15 protein-coding genes, 2 tRNA genes and 1 pseudogene are annotated in these 18,284 nt (G+C 32.4%); 4 read left to right on the plus strand and 14 right to left on the minus strand.

Going from position 1 to position 18,284, the window contains the following annotated elements; genetic code table 11:
- Nucleotides 1-821 precede the first annotated feature (821 nt).
- On the plus strand, nucleotides 822-2,393 hold the full coding sequence (gene serA, locus DL91_RS01410) for a phosphoglycerate dehydrogenase (RefSeq protein ID WP_048189925.1): 1,572 nt from the start codon (nucleotides 822-824) through the stop codon (nucleotides 2,391-2,393).
- A gap of 110 nt (nucleotides 2,394-2,503) precedes the next feature.
- Here the strand turns inward: serA and DL91_RS14320 are convergent, their stop codons facing one another.
- Complete coding sequence (locus DL91_RS14320; protein ID WP_255343913.1) at nucleotides 2,504-2,635, minus strand: hypothetical protein; 132 nt, start codon at nucleotides 2,633-2,635, stop codon at nucleotides 2,504-2,506.
- Nucleotides 2,636-3,347: 712 nt separating this feature from the next.
- On the opposite strand from DL91_RS14320, the gene DL91_RS01415 reads away from it, so the two are divergent.
- Nucleotides 3,348-3,824 (plus strand): multiprotein bridging factor aMBF1, encoded by a 477-nt coding sequence (locus DL91_RS01415; protein WP_048189926.1) that lies wholly within the window; start codon nucleotides 3,348-3,350, stop codon nucleotides 3,822-3,824.
- A 71-nt stretch (nucleotides 3,825-3,895) separates the two neighbouring features.
- On the opposite strand, the gene DL91_RS01420 is transcribed toward DL91_RS01415, so the two are convergent.
- The 11 genes and pseudogenes from DL91_RS01420 to nikR all read right to left on the minus strand — a co-directional run bounded on the left by DL91_RS01420 (nucleotide 3,896) and on the right by nikR (nucleotide 15,263).
- The gene (locus tag DL91_RS01420; protein ID WP_048189927.1) at nucleotides 3,896-4,255 is read right to left on the minus strand and encodes a DUF356 domain-containing protein; all 360 of its coding nucleotides are present in this window, start codon (nucleotides 4,253-4,255) and stop codon (nucleotides 3,896-3,898) included.
- Between the two features lie 124 nt (nucleotides 4,256-4,379).
- A complete protein-coding gene (locus DL91_RS01425) occupies nucleotides 4,380-5,642 on the minus strand; it encodes a hypothetical protein (protein WP_048189928.1) in 1,263 nt (420 codons plus the stop codon).
- Between the two features lie 12 nt (nucleotides 5,643-5,654).
- Nucleotides 5,655-6,098: a hypothetical protein gene (locus tag DL91_RS01430; protein ID WP_048189929.1), complete on the minus strand. Its 444-nt coding sequence runs from the start codon at nucleotides 6,096-6,098 to the stop codon at nucleotides 5,655-5,657.
- A gap of 165 nt (nucleotides 6,099-6,263) precedes the next feature.
- The gene (locus DL91_RS01435) at nucleotides 6,264-7,811 is read right to left on the minus strand and encodes a Mur ligase family protein (protein ID WP_048189930.1); all 1,548 of its coding nucleotides are present in this window, start codon (nucleotides 7,809-7,811) and stop codon (nucleotides 6,264-6,266) included.
- Nucleotides 7,804-9,210 carry a Mur ligase family protein gene (locus DL91_RS01440; RefSeq protein ID WP_048189931.1) on the minus strand — a complete coding sequence of 469 codons (1,407 nt, stop codon included), beginning with the start codon at nucleotides 9,208-9,210 and terminating at the stop codon, nucleotides 7,804-7,806. Before DL91_RS01440 ends, DL91_RS01435 begins: the two co-directional genes overlap by 8 nt.
- Nucleotides 9,211-9,429: 219 nt before the next feature.
- Nucleotides 9,430-10,932, minus strand: a complete 1,503-nt coding sequence (locus DL91_RS01445) for a Mur ligase family protein (protein WP_048189932.1) — start codon at nucleotides 10,930-10,932, stop codon at nucleotides 9,430-9,432.
- Between the two features lie 23 nt (nucleotides 10,933-10,955).
- Nucleotides 10,956-12,029, minus strand: a complete 1,074-nt coding sequence (locus DL91_RS01450) for a glycosyltransferase family 4 protein (RefSeq protein WP_048189933.1) — start codon at nucleotides 12,027-12,029, stop codon at nucleotides 10,956-10,958.
- Nucleotides 12,030-12,181: 152 nt separating this feature from the next.
- Nucleotides 12,182-13,330: an ATP-grasp domain-containing protein gene (locus tag DL91_RS01455; protein ID WP_048189934.1), complete on the minus strand. Its 1,149-nt coding sequence runs from the start codon at nucleotides 13,328-13,330 to the stop codon at nucleotides 12,182-12,184.
- A 203-nt stretch (nucleotides 13,331-13,533) separates the two neighbouring features.
- On the minus strand, nucleotides 13,534-14,016 hold the full coding sequence (gene hycI / locus DL91_RS01460) for a hydrogenase maturation peptidase HycI (RefSeq protein ID WP_048189935.1): 483 nt from the start codon (nucleotides 14,014-14,016) through the stop codon (nucleotides 13,534-13,536).
- A pseudogene (locus DL91_RS01465) lies at nucleotides 13,985-14,731 on the minus strand (methyltransferase domain-containing protein); the annotation flags it as partial. The pseudogene DL91_RS01465 and the gene hycI, both read right to left, overlap by 32 nt.
- A 121-nt stretch (nucleotides 14,732-14,852) precedes the next feature.
- On the minus strand, nucleotides 14,853-15,263 hold the full coding sequence (gene nikR / locus DL91_RS01470; protein ID WP_197050656.1) for a nickel-responsive transcriptional regulator NikR: 411 nt from the start codon (nucleotides 15,261-15,263) through the stop codon (nucleotides 14,853-14,855).
- 350 nt (nucleotides 15,264-15,613) lie between these two features.
- Here nikR and DL91_RS01475 point away from each other — a divergent pair, with 350 nt between their 5' ends.
- The gene (locus DL91_RS01475; protein WP_048189937.1) at nucleotides 15,614-16,015 is read left to right on the plus strand and encodes an HPP family protein; all 402 of its coding nucleotides are present in this window, start codon (nucleotides 15,614-15,616) and stop codon (nucleotides 16,013-16,015) included.
- A 270-nt stretch (nucleotides 16,016-16,285) separates the two neighbouring features.
- On the opposite strand, the gene DL91_RS01480 is transcribed toward DL91_RS01475, so the two are convergent.
- A tRNA-Gly gene (locus tag DL91_RS01480) sits at nucleotides 16,286-16,359 on the minus strand.
- A gap of 2 nt (nucleotides 16,360-16,361) precedes the next feature.
- Nucleotides 16,362-16,435: transfer RNA gene (locus DL91_RS01485), tRNA-Gly, on the minus strand.
- A 418-nt stretch (nucleotides 16,436-16,853) separates the two neighbouring features.
- On the opposite strand from DL91_RS01485, the gene DL91_RS01490 reads away from it, so the two are divergent.
- A complete protein-coding gene (locus tag DL91_RS01490) occupies nucleotides 16,854-18,197 on the plus strand; it encodes a DASS family sodium-coupled anion symporter (protein WP_255343952.1) in 1,344 nt (447 codons plus the stop codon).
- Nucleotides 18,198-18,284: the final 87 nt, after the last annotated feature.

Genomic DNA, 18,284 nt, shown 5'->3' on the forward strand with positions numbered 1-18,284 from the left:
CATAAACTGAAATCTTGAACAGAACTTATTGATTATATCTATCTAAAGTAATATTGATTTAATATATGATTGAAGTTTAATTCTGAATTACCGAAATTTATTTATGCCTTCAAAATTATAACAATTGTTATAACTAAATATTAGTTAAGTTATGGGGGTGATTACAGGAAGAAGATAAGAAACAGAGATGCATCAATTTATTTTGCAAAGCAGACTCATCGATCCTGGAAATACCTAAAAATTCTTTAATATAACCATGTACATTTTTTTGAAGTGTATTAAAACATTTATTTCAATTAATCATTAATTTTTGAGTTTATTACTTTTAAACGATGGGTTGGACAGCAAATCGGGAATATTAGTTATACATTACTTAAATGTACAGGTGATGTAAATGGTATTAGATTCGGTGTTTAGAAAAGAAGTAAATGCAACTACAAGATTTGTTAAAGGCTATAAAGGTAAAGTTTATTATCTTTTCAGTTTGCAGTAAAAAACTCTTTGAAGAACATCCTGAAAAATATTCTAAAATCAAATAATTAAGACCTGGCCAATTAGGGGAAAAAGTTTCTAATTGATCTTTATTCAACCTAATCTATTATTCCCCTAAAATTTTAATTTTATTTAATTTTATTTAGAGAGAAAATCAATGAGAGGAGTATGTAGAATGGAAAATTTGTAGTGGAAATATTAAGTCTTTGAAGCTGCAATAGTCAGTAAATAATTGATATGAGTAGTTTTTTAATTTTTTTTACATATGGATAAATATTTATATTACTCTAACTCATGAACTAAAATTCATTAAGATGGATAGTGAAATGATGAAAGTAATCATAGCTGATCAAATAAATGAAAAAGGGATTAAAAACCTTGAAGAAGTTGCAGATGTTGTAGTTGATTTTTCCATCACACAAGAAGAGCTAATAAGCAAAATTAAAGATTTTGATGCTATTATTGTAAGAAGTAGAACCAAAGTAACCCGTGCTGTAATAGAAGCTGGAGAAAAACTTAAAATTATAGCAAGGGCTGGCGTTGGAGTAGATAATGTTGATGTAGAAGCTGCCACTGAAAGAGGAGTAATGGTGGTCAATGCACCAGAATCCGCATCAATTACTGTTGCAGAACTCACAATAGGACTTATACTCGCGCTTGCAAGAAAGATTTCAATTGCAGATAAATCAGTGAAAGAAGGGAGATGGGAAAAAAGTAAATTCATGGGTACAGAACTTAACGGGAAAACTCTTGGAATTATAGGTTTAGGAAGAATTGGAACACAGGTCTTAAAAAGAGCAAAAGCATTTGGAATGAGTATTTTAGTTTATGATCCATACATAACCAAAGAAGCTGCAAAGGAGCTTGGTGTGGACATAGTAGACTTTCAAACATTGCTTAAAAATTCTGATATAATGACTATCCATGTACCACTCAGTCCTGAAACCAAGTACCTCATATCCAAAGATCAATTTAAAATGATGAAAGAAAATGCAATTATAGTAAATGCAGCAAGGGGAGGCATAATAAATGAAGATGACCTCTATGAAGCACTTAAAATTGGTAAATTGGGTGGTGCAGCATTAGATGTATTTGAGAAAGAACCTCCTGAAGTTAGTCCTCTTTTAACACTTGATAATGTAATTTTAACTCCCCATATCGGTGCATCAACCAAGGAAGCACAAATAGATGCTGCTGTCAGAGTGGCTAATGAAGTTAAAACCGTATTTGAAGGTGGAACACCTAAAAACGTTATTAACATGCCAGTTTTAGATAAAGAAACTTTACAAAAAGTCAAACCACATTTTAAAGTTGCTGAAAAGCTTGGAAATTTCCTTATCCAGACTGCAAAGGGAAATATAAAGGAAGTAAATATAACATACTGCGGGGAATTAGCAGAATTCCCAAAACAAGACATTATAACAAGATTTTTATTAAAAGAAATTTTAGATCCAATACTTACCGAACCTGTTAATTTGATAAATGCTCATTCAGTTGCGAAAAATAGGGGGATTATAATAACTGAAGGAAAAAGATCGGATGCAAAAGGCCACAAAAACCTTATAAAAGTTGGAATGCAAGATGATGAGACTGAAATGATTATTGAAGGTACATTTAATGAAGAACCACGGATCGTAAAGATAAACGATTATAAATTAAATATTAAACCCAAAGGAAACATGTTAATTGTAAAATACAAAGATTTACCAGGAACAATAGGTACAATAGGAACAAAACTTGGAGAACATAACATAAATATTGCGACAATGCAAGTAGGTAGAAAAGATCTTGGTGGAGAAGCGGTAATGATCTTAAAAGTTGACCAAAATGTCTTAAAAGACATAGTCGAAGAGGTTAAGAGGTTAAAATATGTTTATGATGTTATTCCAATTAATTTGTAGTCAAATTTAGAAAAGATAAACTAAAGGTTTCTGTCTTATTAATTTCCGGTTTTGTCGAAATCATAATATTAATAATGATATGAGGAAAGTTATCTTTAGGATTAATACTCCTATGTGAAAATTTCACTAATAACTTCATTATTAAGATTACCATTTAAATGGATTAATAAATAATATTCAACCCATTTACTCTCATCATTGTAATCTGAGCTATTTTTGATATTATCAACAAAAATTTTCATGATTTTTCCTCCTCAACTTTTTTTATATATCTGAAAAGCTGTTTCTTTTATAATAATTCCTTATGAAAATTATTTGTTGGAAAAAAATTTTAGTGTAAAATAAATGATAAATGAGCATTATTTTTTTATTCATTTGGAAAATCTAACTTCAATTTATAAGTTATGAGCAGATTAGATGGTATTGGAATGGATATTTTCAAATGCAAATTATAAATCCATGAAAATTCATGGAGTAATATTTATGAATTTAAGATATGGTTTTAATATTCAATTTAAAATTTGTATCCCGGTTAAATGTATTTAGAAATAGAAAATATCCATAATCTATTGTTTATTTTACTTTGATAATCTATAACATACCTATTAAAACTATCAAATCTTACATTACATATGGTACAACCAAGATTATAAAAAATACATTCATTCTTTTCCATTCTAATTATACTTAGCCTCATAATACATAACCTCCGTATCAGGAAAGTGAACACACAAAATCTGGAATATTCCCTTTTGAGATAAGTTCATTTGAGAATAACTAAAAAAATTAGATCTAAAAATGGTGTCCATAGTTAGAATAACATATATAAAATAGTGTGAACTTATATCTAAAAAGTGAGAAAAAAGGGTGCTAAGTTAACCTCTACAAAGATTTATTAATATTTAAATATAAGGGTATAGATCATATTAATGATACAAGTGTAAAGGGATCGTCATGAGATGTGAGATATGTGGAAAAAAATTAGTGGAAGAACCTCTGAAGACTAAAATAGATGGTTCAATAATGCTTACTTGTAAAGAATGCTCAAAATTTGGTAAAGTACAGAGAGAAGCTCCAAAACCCAAAAGACCAGGAGCACCAAGGAGCAGTAGGGCAACCAAGAGAGTTCAAAGGCCAAGAGAACCGGCCGAAGAAGTTGTTGAAAATTTTAAAGATATAGTTAGGCAAGCAAGAGAGAAGAAAGGATGGTCTCGTGAAGAACTTGCAGAGAAAATATATGAAAAAGCATCTGTAGTAGGAAGGATAGAATCAGGTAAAATGGTGCCGGATCTAAAGCTTGCAAAGAAAATAGAGAAATTAATGAATGTTGTTTTGATAGAAAAAACAGATGATGTTTCAGCAGATGAAATGGGTCATTCAAAAATTAAAGGATCCACAATTGGAGATATTGCTCGAATAAAAAGAAATTAAAATTATTTGAACCTTTAATTCTTTTTTTATATGTACTTATAACTTAATTTTAAAATAAAATTGTATTAAATTTAATTTCCTTTGTTTTTATGGGAATAATAACCCTTCAGGTATGTAAGCCCATTAAATAATTGTTCTAAATCTTTAAATTCACCATACTCCTCACTAATTACTATAACATGGGCCGGAGGGTGTATCTTTCTTATATGAACAATGCTTTTGGTTGTGTCATCTTCTACACGAACAAGAACCGCTATATCTGATTTTGATCTTAATTCCTGTTTTAATATCTTACCTGCAATTTCATCGGCAGTTTTAGGGTTTAATATCCTTGGCTTTCCAGCCACTTTCAATCCTGCATGTCTTTCAATGTCCGCGATTGTATTCAAAAGTTTTCCCTGATCTTCTGCCCGAATTAAAATTAAAGCCATAATTTTCACTCCTTCTAACTAATATTAAATATTAAACTTTTTTAAAATAAATTTTTGTAAATAGATTGAGATTTTCCCAATATTATTTACAAATCACTTTCAAATACACTGATCCTGAGTTGTTCTATTTCTTTTTAAGGAACGATGATATGAGTGTGCTTCTAAACAAGACTAGAATAACCAGTATCAATCCTATTGCAGTTTGTATATTCCCTAGAATATCTAAAATTGATGAGCTTATAGGTAAATTCCATGGAGGTGACGATCTATTATTTCCAAGAGGTTTGAAATATACACCAACAGCGTTTTGTTTTTGGTTTATATTAATATCGCTTGCTTCCACATCATTAACACCCACAAGGAGCCCACTGCTTATGGCACTATTAATGTCCTTAGCTATTTCTATAGCACTAAATCCGTGTTTTTTCACAGATGCGTCTACTATTTCCTGAGTAGTATCTGAGATTCCAGGTGCATCACTTCCATACGACGAAACAGAGGTGGTATTACCAGTAACAGTTATTGCATTGTTAAGTGCTTCTGTAGCACTTAGTGTTTTAAGAGGAGTTCCATCTAAAGGACAGGTCTCATAGTTGTCAGCTTCGGGGAAACTGATGCTCCAACCATCTTCTGGACACACTTTACTGTAATTTTGATCCATTGAAAAACCTGTTTCGTTAAGTTCTGTAGGGGTAAACATATCTCCTGTTGTTATTCCAGATGCAAGATTCAGAGCTCCTCCTCCATGTTTTTCCCCCGCATTTACAGCAACATTCTGAAATGCAGCAGCTACAACATCTGTTGCAGGATAACCATCTCTTATCATTTTTCCCATTAATTCAGCTGTTTGCAAACGCACAGCATCAGCAGTACCATACTGCGGGTTACCTGGGGTGTTTAAAAGGTGAATTATTGCTCCTCGTGATCCTGGAGGAAGCACTGCCAAACCATTTTTATATGGAGTAATTGTAATGGTATTGTTCGCATCAACAACAACAACATATACATCGAAATATCCGCCCACTGCGGCACCTATTGTAGGTCCACCTACCATAATCCTTATACCTGAGAAACCATTAGCGGTTGTTGCAGCTTGCGCTGCAGTTGCACCATTTTCAAGACTATTTAATGCTGTAACTATAGCACCAAGCCTTGGAGTTTCGTTACCTTCACCACCAGATAGCACTGCAAAGTTATGATTCTTTGAGAGTAAAAATGTAGACTGAAACATGTTTTTCTGCCATGATTGACTCCCTGCTGCAGCACCATTTGGATCCTGTCCTGTAGGATCTGTGATAACTATAACGTTCATTGTGGCCGATGCGGTGTTAACAACCATAGAAATGGTTATTATGAATATTAAGCAGATAAATATTTTTGATTTCATAACATCAACTCCTTAATAAACACCAGGCAACCCAGCAATTTTAATGTTTGAATAGTCTTCAATAACATTCACCGTTACTAATCCTGTATTTTTATCAACCTGTACATCTGCTGCAGCGATTGGGGATATAGATGTACCTGGAATAGTTGTAAGTACAACAGCTTCTTTGGCATTATTTATAGCTTCATTCAATGGAATTTTACGTTTACTTGTAACCAATGTATCTCCCTGTATATAACTTCCTGATCTGAAACCAACGTTTGCTAAACTACTTTTGATAGAAGCAAGAGGTATTATGTCATTTCCTTTAATTATCACTCCTGATATTTGAACTCCCTGATCTCCCACATCTGTGGAAGATGCATATGACATGTAAGTCATGACCCTTCCTGATACGATAAGCATGAAGGCCAATAATAAGATGATTAAAGTATCTCTTCTAATTTTTATGAACATTCTTTCACCACTTCAGTGCAATAGATATGCACTTATAATATTTATATATGATCTTATCCCGATCCTTAAGTCTGATCTGATCTTGATAGATTTAATGTTATGTACAAATTTGATATTAAGTATCTTTAAATTAATTAATGAATATGATAAAAAAAAAATTTATCTTTATTTTAATTCTTTACATTTGAGAATATCTTCTTTGTATTTATATGCTGCTTCACCAAGACAGACCAATGCCTTTGTATCACAATTTAAACCCTTTTTAACTCCTTCTACCACCTGATCAGAGGTTGCTCCAAGGGTGCCCTTTTTGAATTTAATTGAGGACATGTCTGTGAGCATGATTTTACCCGAGGAAATATATTCACTTTGTTTTTCAGCAGCTTTCCTCGAGGCAAATGAAGCTGGAACAATAAAATCTCCTAGTTCTAGAACTTTGCTTAATATTTCATTATCTCCCGACTCTCCAGATTCGGAAGAAACAGTAAGTACAACAGTGATACTGCTATAAACTTTTTTTAATTCTGTAACAACGGTTTCAATACCTGCAGGATTGTGTCCGTAGTCAAGGATAACATCCATACCGTTATAATTAAATAAATGTTCAATTCTACCGGGAACACCTTCAAAACTTTCAACGGCATCCACAATATTATTTAAGGGTATATTGAAGAATTCTCTAGCTGCAGCAATTGCACCAATTGAGTTGTACACATTGTGAAGTCCAACTAACTTCATTTGTATATTAACCACAACATCCTTTGTTTGGAGTTTGAATCTTCCCTTTGTTTCATCAATTTCCAATGCAAGATAATCTGGTTCCGGTCTAGTTAAACCACATTCACAACTGTATAAACCCGAACCTGTGATTGTTTCTTCAATTTTAATTTGCCTTCCACACCAGCATGTTTTGTATCCCACTCCAGATTTTTTAGTATCGAGTCCAAATGTTATAACATCTTCTTGAGTAACAAGACCAAAAATAGTAGGATCATCTGAATTCACTATAATCGGTTTATTTTTGAAGTATTCAATAAATTCTCCTTTAATTTTTGCATAATCCATAAAATCATGGTCTTGATCGAGATGGTCCGGGTTAATATTCGTTACTATTCCACAATCTGGTTCGCAACGTTCAACTAGTAATTTAAGATCTCCTGTTTTTCCAAAGGTACCTGTTTCAAGGACAGCCACATCACCTGCAAGTCTAGCTTGTAAAGGTGGTATATAATCAATATTTCCCTGCAAATTTCTGAAGCCGTGTTCTGTGGGTTTTAAACCAGCACTCCTACAAATATGTTTCAAAAGTGTGGTGGTTGTGGTTTTCCCATTAGTACCAGTTATGCATAGAACAGGTTTTTCAGGTTTGAAAATTTTCAGACAATCTTCAACAGGCAAAATATTAATTTTATAATTTGCTATTTTCTTATAAAGATCTGAGTCTTCATTAAGACTTGGAGGAGGAATTATATAATCTAACTTATTCAAAAATGATTCAGGATGAGCTGTTAAATATAAAGGGATATTATAACCCGTTAATGTATATAAATATTCGCAATCTTTCTTTTCATGAATGTCTGAACCCAATACATTGAGTTTACGATCTATTAACATTCTTACTATGAGGTTTCCTACAACACCACATATTCCAACAACACCATAAACATTAGAATCAATTTCTAATGTTTTTTTAATGTTATCTGGGCTATTCATATTTTTTACATCCCTCTTTGATACCCATCATCATCTTAGACTTAACATCCTCATAGTTGGTTATGGCACCAGGACCAACATGTAAAATAATACATCCAGGATTTGAATATTTAATTGATAAATCTCCCGCTGTTATCATATCCTCAACAGACATTTTAATAGCTTCAGAATCCACAGCCCCGTTAATAACATCATTTGCTGCTTCAATATCAAGTTTTTTTGTTGTTTCATTATATCCACTGCAAATTATAACATCTGCATATCTTCCAACAACTTCTCCTACTTTGTACTTGTCCCTTGGATTGGTGCTGTCGGGATTGTCAATGAGAACAACAAGTTTTTGATCCTGAAAGCTTTCAAGTGTATTGATAAGCCCTTCTGGTACAAATGCCGCATCAAAATGTACTTCTCTCCCTTTGTAATTGCCAATATACTCCATATGTCCTGCAATTCCTTTAAAACTTTTCAAACCATTTATTATCGAAGTTTCATCGAGTCCATACGCCAGTGCAGCTGCAGAAGCTGCAATGGAGTTTTCAAAGTAGTATCCGAGTAATTTGAATGGTGATTCAAAACTGCCTTTAATCCCTAGTTCGGGAATATTATAATCTATATCAATTAATCCCTTCTCAAATTTTCCATTAACCTCACAATTATCATTTTCTGCACAGTAATAAATTGTATTATTTCTTAAAGGTTCAATATATTCCTTGCACAGTATTCCTGAAATTAAAATCTTACTTGAATTTGCAATGAATAATTTGCGTGCGATATATTTTTCCATTGAATAGTCAAATTCATCCAAATGATCGGGATAAATGTTGGTAATTACCCCAACATTAAGATCAACTTGTGACATTAATCTTGATGTTCCATGTGGAAGTTCTAGAACTGCTATATTGTTTTTCTTGTGAAGACCACTAATAATTCCATCAACTATAACTTCACTTAGAAGATTGCCCATACGGGATGAACAAGTCCATACTTTATAACCTGCATTTTTGAAGATCTCAGACAGAATATGTGTTGTACTGGTTTTTCCAAGGGTTCCTGTGATCCCTATAACATCCAATTCCAGCAAATTGTTTATTAATTCTGAAATGTACTCATTGCCCAATATTTTAATATGATTATCAGTGATTAAATGTCTTATTGATGAGTTTTCTGGCACTGTAGGAGATATATAAGCCGAATCAATATTTTCCATACGGGAAGAGATATCAGAACCCATAAGAAGTTCTATTCCTTCTTTTTCCATTATTTTGAGTGTTTTCTGAACTGCAGCTGGAAACTCTTCAATGAGTTTTTTATCCGTTAAAATAACTTTATTTCCTGTGTGGTTCAGGATCCTTGCTGCTGGACGTCCTGCATTACCTGCGCCAATAACTATACATTTCATAACAATTTCTCGCATTATATTTTTTTATTACTTAAATTTGCATTGAAAGTACTTTAATATCTTTGTTTATCTATCTTACTAATCTCGATTCTCATTTTATATTAAAGTTCTTTATTGAATACATTGGATATTCTTCATGAGGTACATTAAATATTACTGTAACTCACAAAGCATTAAATCCAATAGAAAAATAGAAATAAATAATCAAGTAAAAATGGGTTAATTTGTATCTTTAACAATTTTCTTCAATACTTTACTTGCAGGATCCATTCCCTGAGCCCCTATCAGCAATATAGTATCGATTTTTCCTGCTGATCCAATACAGTAGTTCAATGCAGGGTATAAATTTTCTTGAAACACATAATCAAAACCATGTTCTGTTAAGGTATTAAGTACAATGTTTTTTTCAACTAATTTAACTGTATTTAAATTATCAACTGCTTCGGCACTACTTGTAACAATTAGGTTATAATTAACATCTTCAAGCCCATTTACAAGAGCTTCTGAATTTAAACGATTAATTGCTTCTCCTCTGGAACCTCTAATTGCAAATACGATGTAAAGAACTCCTTTACACATTTTAGCTGCACTTTTTATGGTGGCAATTATTCCATCTGGATTATGGGCAAAATCATCAATTATTAATGGATCAGTGTCAAGCACAGTGAACCTTCTTTCAAGAGGTTTATAAGATGAAACAGCATGTTTAATAATTTCAAAATCAATATTTAAAGCTAAAGTAGCCCCTATTGCTGCCATGGTATTTTGTATGAAATGTATGCTTTTAAATGGAAGTTCCGCCATTTTCAAGAAAATTTTTTCACTGATGTAAATACCATCGGTTTTCAATGTCACATCTTGACATAGCGATTCATTCACTGAACTACCATAAAATGAGACGTTTACAGATTTGTCTTTGGTTATGAGATCTCCCATTTCAATTAATAATTGATCATCAGAATTTAAAATAGCATAAACATGATTTGTACCGTTGTCATGCAATTTTCCTGATACATTTTTGGATGAAATAGCTTCTAAAGATCCGTATATTTCATTAAAGGTTTCTTCAATTGAATTTACAAGACCTATGTGATCAAGACCTACATTTGTGATTACAAGTACATTTGGATCTACTGCTGCTGTCATGAGATGTGCATGGTCTTTCATAAGTTTGTCAAGCCATCCTTGAACTTCTGAAACCTCTATAACCATTGCTTGAATTTTTTCACCGGATACATATTCAAATTCTGCTAATTGGTTTGCAACAACTGGATCAATCAAGGTATTAAATTCAGATTGAGCATCTGTATTTGTGTAAGTGTTATAGCCTGCTTCAGTAAGTATGCTGTAGATCATGTGAGTTGTTGTGGATTTGCCATTTGTACCTGTAACAACCACACGAAGAGAATCTTTGGCAAAATTTTTAACAGCCCATTTTAATGCAAATGCATTGGCAATTTCTATTTTGGGTGTTATTATAATGGGTATTTCCAATTCTTGGGCTATTTCAATAGCTTTTTCCTGGGGATTTTGTGTTATTATACATGAAACACCTTTTTTATTTGCTATTTCTACTCCTTTATCATCAATCCAATGTCTTATAACAAAATCGCCAGGTTTAGCATGGTTAAGAAAAGTGAAAATACCCTTTAAAGGTTTTTCAGGTCCTATTAATTTTCCATTCAACTCTTTGGCCAGGCTAGATGTTGTGATCTCAATCATGTTATTCATTCCTTTTAATTGGATTAAAGTACTTTATATCCGTATAAAGCAATCAAACACACAATTATAGTTGCTGCCCAGTAAAGCAAAACTATCTTTTTCTCGGATAATCCCTTGTAATGAAGAGTATGGTGCAATGGTTCTACCGGCAGTTTTATAATATGAGCTCTATGAAGAAGGCTTACAATAACTGAAAATATAGGAACTGCAATTACTATAACTGCAAAGTATACAATATCTCCCAGAAATGCCGCTGTCATATAACCAGCACCAAGGGCAAAGGCACCTGTATCGCCCATGAAAATACTTGCAGGATATCTATTAAAAACTAAAAATCCTAAGCATGCTCCGGTTAGTATAATAAATGGTAAAGATCCACTTGGATTTCCTGTAGAAATTGCAAATATTGCGGAAGCAGCAGATGCTATGGCAAGAATTCCTGCTGCAAGGCCATCCATTCCATCGATAAGATTCACAGAATTTATTGAACCAATAATTCCAAATATTACAACCGGTATTATTAACAATCCAATATTAAATCCCAGTACTGAAGCACCAACAGCCCCTGAAGCTACAAGGAATAATGATACAAGTATTTGGGCTAAAATTTTTTCATTCTCTTTTATTTCACTTTTAATAGGTGCTTCACCAGTAATTTCTACCAAATTATTTTTTAAGAGATTTTCAAGGTCTTTTTTAGCTTTGGGGGTGGTTACCCTTGCATTCTCACCTGTTTTAATAGTTAATCTTCCAATTTCAACTGGATTTGGACTGATATTCCTGATAACTTTTTGTATTTCCTTGGTTTTTAACCCGATTAGATCGTCCATCAAACCAACTATCCCTGCAGTCATCATGATCATCACAGTTAGAACAAGACTTTTATCTGTATAGAAAATGCATGCAAGTAGGAGAACTCCCAAAAGAATAGCAAGTCCGCCCATTGTGGGTGTACCTGCCTTATGGCTGTGTTCAGTAACAATTGGATTGTCCTTTACATCAGCATATTTCAACAACTTCTTTATAAATAGGGTAAAAAATGCTGTTGATATGAATGCAAGTAAGAATATGAAAATTTCTACAGGAATATTGCTCAATTTACCACCTTATAATTGTTTTATTGGAATTAACTTGCATTTATGGATTTTAAATGCAATAAATATATCTATGTAATCTTTCTAATTGTTTTGTGTTAAACTTTTAATATTCAATTAACATACTTTTGTTTTATAATTAATGAATTATGAAATTAAATAGAATTTTTCTCCAAAATTTCAAGTTTTTCAGCTATATTAACAGCTGCATTCATTGTTTCACCCCGAACAGTTATACGTTCATGATTTTGGGGTCCGTGGATAAGCCAGGGGGTTTCATGTGAAATTTCTCTAAATTTATAGTTATTTTTATTAGATGGATAATTACCAACAGGTATTTCAATTCCTGAATAATCTTTAATTCTATTTTTAAGTTTCAAAGCATCCCATTGACCAGATGCCATATTAATTAATTCATGCATGATGTTCACATTGGTTGCAGCGTAAGTGATATATCTTGTACCACTAGGTCTGGCATTGATTTCTATTACCTTATTTTCATTGGTTTCAGGGTCAAATATAATATCAATATCCGCTGTTCCTTCTAATCCCATAGAATCTGCAATTTTAACTGCAATTTCTTGGATATGTTTGTTATTATTGGTATTGTTGATTCCATCTAATTCTAAAGGTGCTTTTTTTATTTTTTTAAGTGGATGGATACCTTCAAGTGTTGTTTCGCCCTTATAAACTGGAACCAAAGGTACTGATTTTCCCTTCCATCTCAAAATTTCGATGGAAACTTCCGGTCCTTCAATGAATTTTTCAGCCATGGCTGTTTCATATTCCATGAAATATTCTTCTATTTTTTCCTTCGAATATACGATGTTAATTCCAGATCCGCCCTGTCCTTCATCCTGTTTCAAGACAAAGGGGATTTTATTAATATTTTGTCCATTTAAAACTTCATGATTATTTTTTGAGATTTTGAAGCATTTAGGGGTATTAATATTATTTTTAATCAAAAATTCTTTGGTTTTATACTTGTTTGCGCATATTGATGCTGCACGAACTCCTGCTGCAGCAACGGGTATGCCATATTCGGTTTCAAGATTTTCTTTCATAATTGCTACTTCAACAAGAGGCCCATCAATTCCTATCAATGGCACAACTCCATCTACATCCTCTTTAATAGCAATCTCCATCGGTTCGTCCATTCCCCTAGAAACGATATGATGTGAATCTGCAAGTTCTAAGTTGGGGGAATTGGGGTTTGAATCTGTAATAATGCTTGTTATGGAATTTTTTTTGTTGTAGATTGCTACATCATCGAAAAGACGAGCTCCTATAAAAAGTATTTTCATTTTATCACAATTTTACTTAAATAAATTTAATTATTGTAAATTTTCATAGATTAATAAATTAGATTTTAATTATAATTCTTTCTTAATTAGAGTCAATCTTTTATTTATATTAAAGTTATGATTCTAATTTATTGTAATAGGTTATAATCAAATAATTAGCAGGTATCAAATCAATTAATGAATGTTTATATTTTGATTTGATGTTAAACATTGAAATTATTCTTTAAAATTCTAGAAAGTTCTTCAACACCATTTTTTACTTCATCAGAAACTTGGTTTGATAAATCTATATTCTTAGGTTGTACACCTATTAAAAGAATTTTAGCATCTGTAAATGATTCAATATACTTGATCATGAATGATATTGGCATGGCATGTGTTGAAATACTGTAATTAGCAATTTCATTGCTTTCGATTAATTTTATTTCTCCGGGATTCATATCCATTTCAACAGCATCAATGAAGATTATATGTGAAGGTTCTTCTTTTCTTATAAGTCCAGTATAATTTTCTGGCACTGTTTCAGCATTTATAATTATAAAATCCTTTTGGTTTTTGAATATTACCTTCAATTTTCTGGCTAAAATTGGACCTATTGCATCGTCTCCACGCATAACATTTCCTATGCATAAAAATATGACAAGTTTATGATCTTTAAGAAATTTTTTCAATTCTTGCTCTAACACTTTCCAATCCTCCGCCCATTACATAGTACAAATCTAAACGTAGTTTATCACCACAATCAACATTTAGCTTTTCTACAGGGATGATTAATGGCGGATTTAACATGGGTGTAGGGCCGCAGATAATATTTTCTGTAATTAATGTGAAAGTAGTAATTTTAACAGCAGTGACAATTCCAGCTGTTTTTATAGTCATATCTATTGATTTATGGAATGTTTCATCTATGTGTTTAACAAAAATTATTTTACTGTAGAATAATGGCTCTCCTAAAATCAGATTTTTAGGATTATCATCTTCATCATAACATATATGTTCAACTTCAACTTGAATTGGTTCAACACAGTTTATGATTCCATAGGGAATAATAATTCCACTGTGTTTCAAATATTTTCTCACAGAGTTTAAAACTGGAACTTGTTCTTCATCAATAAGTGCAGTATCCAGCATTTCGCATATTATTACATCTGCATTTTTAGAAATAGATACTTTACTGGCATCTGCACAGATAACCTCTACATTCTTGAAGCATTCAAGGTTTATTTTGGCTCGTTTTGCCGTGGATTTATTTATTTCTATCGCGAACACATGGTCTGCATTTGGAGCTGCCCATGCAGAAAGAATTCCTGAGCCGGCTCCTATATCGTATACAATACCTTTTGCTTTAGTTGAAATGGCTTCATAAAATCCTGCCAATCTTTCGGTATCTGATGTAAGGTTATGATGATAGGACGTTTATTACACCTTCATTTAAATTATAAAAAAATTGTAGATATTAAAATTAATAAAAAATTAAATATTTCTTATTCAGAAATGAATAAGAGGATAAGATGAAAAAATATTATTCTATCTTTTCACCACTTGCTGTACTTGTTAGTTTGACGTGTTCAACACCTTTTAATCTCATGATTTTTTCAGTTAAATCACGGATGTATTTAACATCTCCTTTAACAACAACAACTTCTAAACAGTATTTTCCTGTCATGTGAACATGCATAACAGCGTTGATGTACTCCCTGTAATCATGCTGGATATCGGTTAGATCTTCCATAACACCGGTGTAATGATGATCGTATATAACTGCGAGTATTCCTATTCTCTCGCCTTCCATTTCATTCATCCACTGGTATCTGACTATATAATCTTTTAATGCATCCCTTATACCTTTAGACCTTGATTGGTATCCTCTGTCTTTTAATACTTCGTCAAATTCATTTAGTAATTTTTTCGGTAACGACATACTTATTCGCATCATGTTATACCCTCCCCTTTTATAATACCATAATACTAAATTTGGCACTATTTAAATTTTGTCCTTGAAAGACAACTATTCATACAAATCAATTATCCCCAAACATTTACATTATTCTTCTATAATTCACAAACATACTATATAAAATTAATACTTAATACTTTTTACTCTTATCCTCATTATAGTTCACCCAATATAGATCTAAAAATTTCTGGAATCAAATAATATGAGAATGGAATGATTTGAATAAAAATTAACCCTTATTAAACAATAATATTAATCATATTCAACAATAATTAACAATAATTAAAAGTTCTGATACATTATGTAAATTATTTGGAGGAGTAAAAATGGAAGTTAAAGAAGCCATGAATCAGGGCGTAATTACTGTTGATCCGGAAATTCGGCCATTAGAGGCATTTGAAAAGATGTATAAAGAAGGTGTACGAAGACTATTTGTTTTGGATAGTAATGGAAATCCAAAGGGTGTTGTTTCCTACTCTGATTTAATAGGAGTTCTAGGAAGTTTGAGACCTACAAACAAGGAAATAGCAACTCTAAAAATATCCGATATAATGTCTGAAGATGTTATGACAATAGATGCAAATAATGGAATTGAGGATGCTGCAAATTTAATGGTGAGAGCAGATGTTTCGGGCCTCCTTGTTTTGGAAAATGAAAAACCCGTTGGAGTTATAACAAAAACAGATATTTGCAGGATGGTGGCTGCAGAGCTTTTGGTTCCAATTTAATTAAAAAAAAATGATGATTGTTATAAATTGTTGTTCAGGGATGCTAAAGTCTGAAATATTTAATCAAAAATTTTGTTAATATAATATAGACACTTCTTTTTTATTATGAATAAGTATTTTAGTAGTATTTTTACTCTTTTATTTTATTAGTGTTTTTTAGTTTAATCTAAAATGTATTATGAAATTAGATTTTTTTGTTTATAAATATTCAAAAATAAGCCTGTTAAACACGTAAAATGAATAAATAGTTGATAATAAATTAAAAAAGAATGCGGCTGCCGGGATTTGAACCCGGGTCGTAGGCTTGGAAGGCCCAAGTCCTAACCAGACTAGACTACAACCGCAATGCGGCGTCCGGGATTTGAACCCGGGTCACTGACGTGGCAGGCCAGAGTCTTAACCAGGCTGGACTAACACCGCATAGAATGTTCTTGACAACATACCATGGTTTTAGGTTTATGTTATATAAGTTTTTAGGTTACAAATCATTTTTTTAAAAAGAGAATTTCTGATGCTGATTTGCTCATAGTAATAAATTAAATTATATTTAACATAATTTTTAATAATCTGAATTATAATTGTGTTAATACTAATCAGAAAACATTATATAGGTGGTAAAAGGAAACTTATTTCCGATGAGATCATTGATATCATAAAAAGACATAATTTGAATAACTTTATAATCAAAGTGATTTTTTGGAAAGGTAAGGAGATACGTCTTAAAATAATAAATTTAAATTCATTCGATACGGACTTTCTGATAAAATAATAATTTAAAATGATAAAATTATGGGAGGGATAAAAAACGAATGTCAATCTTAAACAAATTGGTCTACCTCTGGCCATAATTATATTTGTATTTGTTATGCTGATACCTCTGCCAGGTTTGAGTTATTCTGGACATGCTGCAATCGCTCTTTTGATCTTTGCAATAATAATGTGGGCCACAGAAGCACTCCATCTGGCTGTAACTTCTTTAATACTACTGTTTTTACAACCATTATTAGGTATTGAGAGTTTTAACAATGCAGTCATTGGTTTTGCTAATCCAATCATATTCTTGATGATAGGAGGTTTTATATTAGCAGAAGCCATACGAAAAAGTGGTCTTGCTGAACGTTTAACTTATTTCTTACTTTCTAAACTTGGTACCAGTCCGAGTATGAGTCTTTTTGCAGCTGTTTTTTCTACGGGTCTTCTTTCAGCTTGGATTGAGAATGTTGTTGCATTTGCAATGCTTCTACCAATTATTAAGCAGATTGTACCTTTAATGGGCGTAAATGAACCAGAAAAGGGTAACAGTAACTTTGCAAAGGCAATGGTGCTGGGTGCTTCTTATGGTTCACTTGCCGGTGGGTTTGGTACCGAAATTGGAACGGCTCCCAACTTGATGGCGGCAGCATATACACATTTACCATTTGTAAACTGGATGATATTTGGATTTCCGCTTGCATTAATAATGTTGTTTGTTACTTGGAAGCTTTTAGGCTGGATATTTCCACCGGAGGTTAAAGGAATTGTTGGTGGAATGGATACAATTACCGATACCCTAAGTAAAATGGGTTCAATGACAAAAACAGAAAAGATAACTCTTGCAATATTGTTGTTTACAATTGGATTATGGGTTACAACGGGTATAACCGGAATTGACAGTTATTCTGTTGCATTAATAGGTGCTGCATTGTACTTCATAAGCGGTGTAATAGACTGGAAAGATGCTCAGAAAAATATTGACTGGGGACTTATAGTATTCTTTGGAGGAGCTCTTTCTCTTGGAGCAGCACTACTGAATACTGGCGCTGCCGCTTGGTTGATACAAGATTTAATTGGAATGCTTGGAACTAATGTTTCAACTGTCTCCATAATGCTCTTATTAATGATAATTGGCGTGTTAATAACGCAAGTAATGTCCAACATAGCATTATCTGCTATTTTGGTACCGCTTTCAGTTACACTTGCTGCTGCTCAGGGTCAACCTGTTGGAATTTATGCAGTGCCTGTAGCTATTGCCTGCTCTCTATCATTCATGTTCCCAATGGCAGATCCAACAGTTGCAATGGCATATGGAACGGGTTATGTGAAGATCAAGGAAATACTCAAAGCAGGAATCCCAATGGTTGTGATAGGAATTATCCTGACAGTAATCATAATGTTGACCATAGCGAAACCATTCCTTGGATAAATAAAAAGAATAGGAGTTTCAAGTTTTTAATCAATTAAACTCCTTAATTTTCCTATTTTTTTAAATAAAAATATTTAATTAGTTAAG

Source organism: Methanobacterium sp. SMA-27 (assembly GCF_000744455.1).
Lineage (GTDB): Archaea > Methanobacteriota > Methanobacteria > Methanobacteriales > Methanobacteriaceae > Methanobacterium_B.

What these genes read in the sequence shown, in the direction of transcription:
- serA (WP_048189925.1), top strand. Translation starts at nt 822, where the DNA reads ATGAAAGTAATCATAGCTGATCAAATAAATGAAAAAGGGATTAAAAAC.
- DL91_RS14320 (WP_255343913.1), bottom strand. Translation starts at nt 2,635, where the DNA reads ATGAAAATTTTTGTTGATAATATCAAAAATAGCTCAGATTACAATGAT.
- DL91_RS01415 (WP_048189926.1), top strand. Translation starts at nt 3,348, where the DNA reads ATGAGATGTGAGATATGTGGAAAAAAATTAGTGGAAGAACCTCTGAAG.
- DL91_RS01420 (WP_048189927.1), bottom strand. Translation starts at nt 4,255, where the DNA reads ATGGCTTTAATTTTAATTCGGGCAGAAGATCAGGGAAAACTTTTGAAT.
- DL91_RS01425 (WP_048189928.1), bottom strand. Translation starts at nt 5,642, where the DNA reads ATGAAATCAAAAATATTTATCTGCTTAATATTCATAATAACCATTTCT.
- DL91_RS01430 (WP_048189929.1), bottom strand. Translation starts at nt 6,098, where the DNA reads ATGTTCATAAAAATTAGAAGAGATACTTTAATCATCTTATTATTGGCC.
- DL91_RS01435 (WP_048189930.1), bottom strand. Translation starts at nt 7,811, where the DNA reads ATGAATAGCCCAGATAACATTAAAAAAACATTAGAAATTGATTCTAAT.
- DL91_RS01440 (WP_048189931.1), bottom strand. Translation starts at nt 9,210, where the DNA reads ATGAAATGTATAGTTATTGGCGCAGGTAATGCAGGACGTCCAGCAGCA.
- DL91_RS01445 (WP_048189932.1), bottom strand. Translation starts at nt 10,932, where the DNA reads ATGATTGAGATCACAACATCTAGCCTGGCCAAAGAGTTGAATGGAAAA.
- DL91_RS01455 (WP_048189934.1), bottom strand. Translation starts at nt 13,330, where the DNA reads ATGAAAATACTTTTTATAGGAGCTCGTCTTTTCGATGATGTAGCAATC.
- nikR (WP_197050656.1), bottom strand. Translation starts at nt 15,263, where the DNA reads ATGCGAATAAGTATGTCGTTACCGAAAAAATTACTAAATGAATTTGAC.
- DL91_RS01475 (WP_048189937.1), top strand. Translation starts at nt 15,614, where the DNA reads ATGGAAGTTAAAGAAGCCATGAATCAGGGCGTAATTACTGTTGATCCG.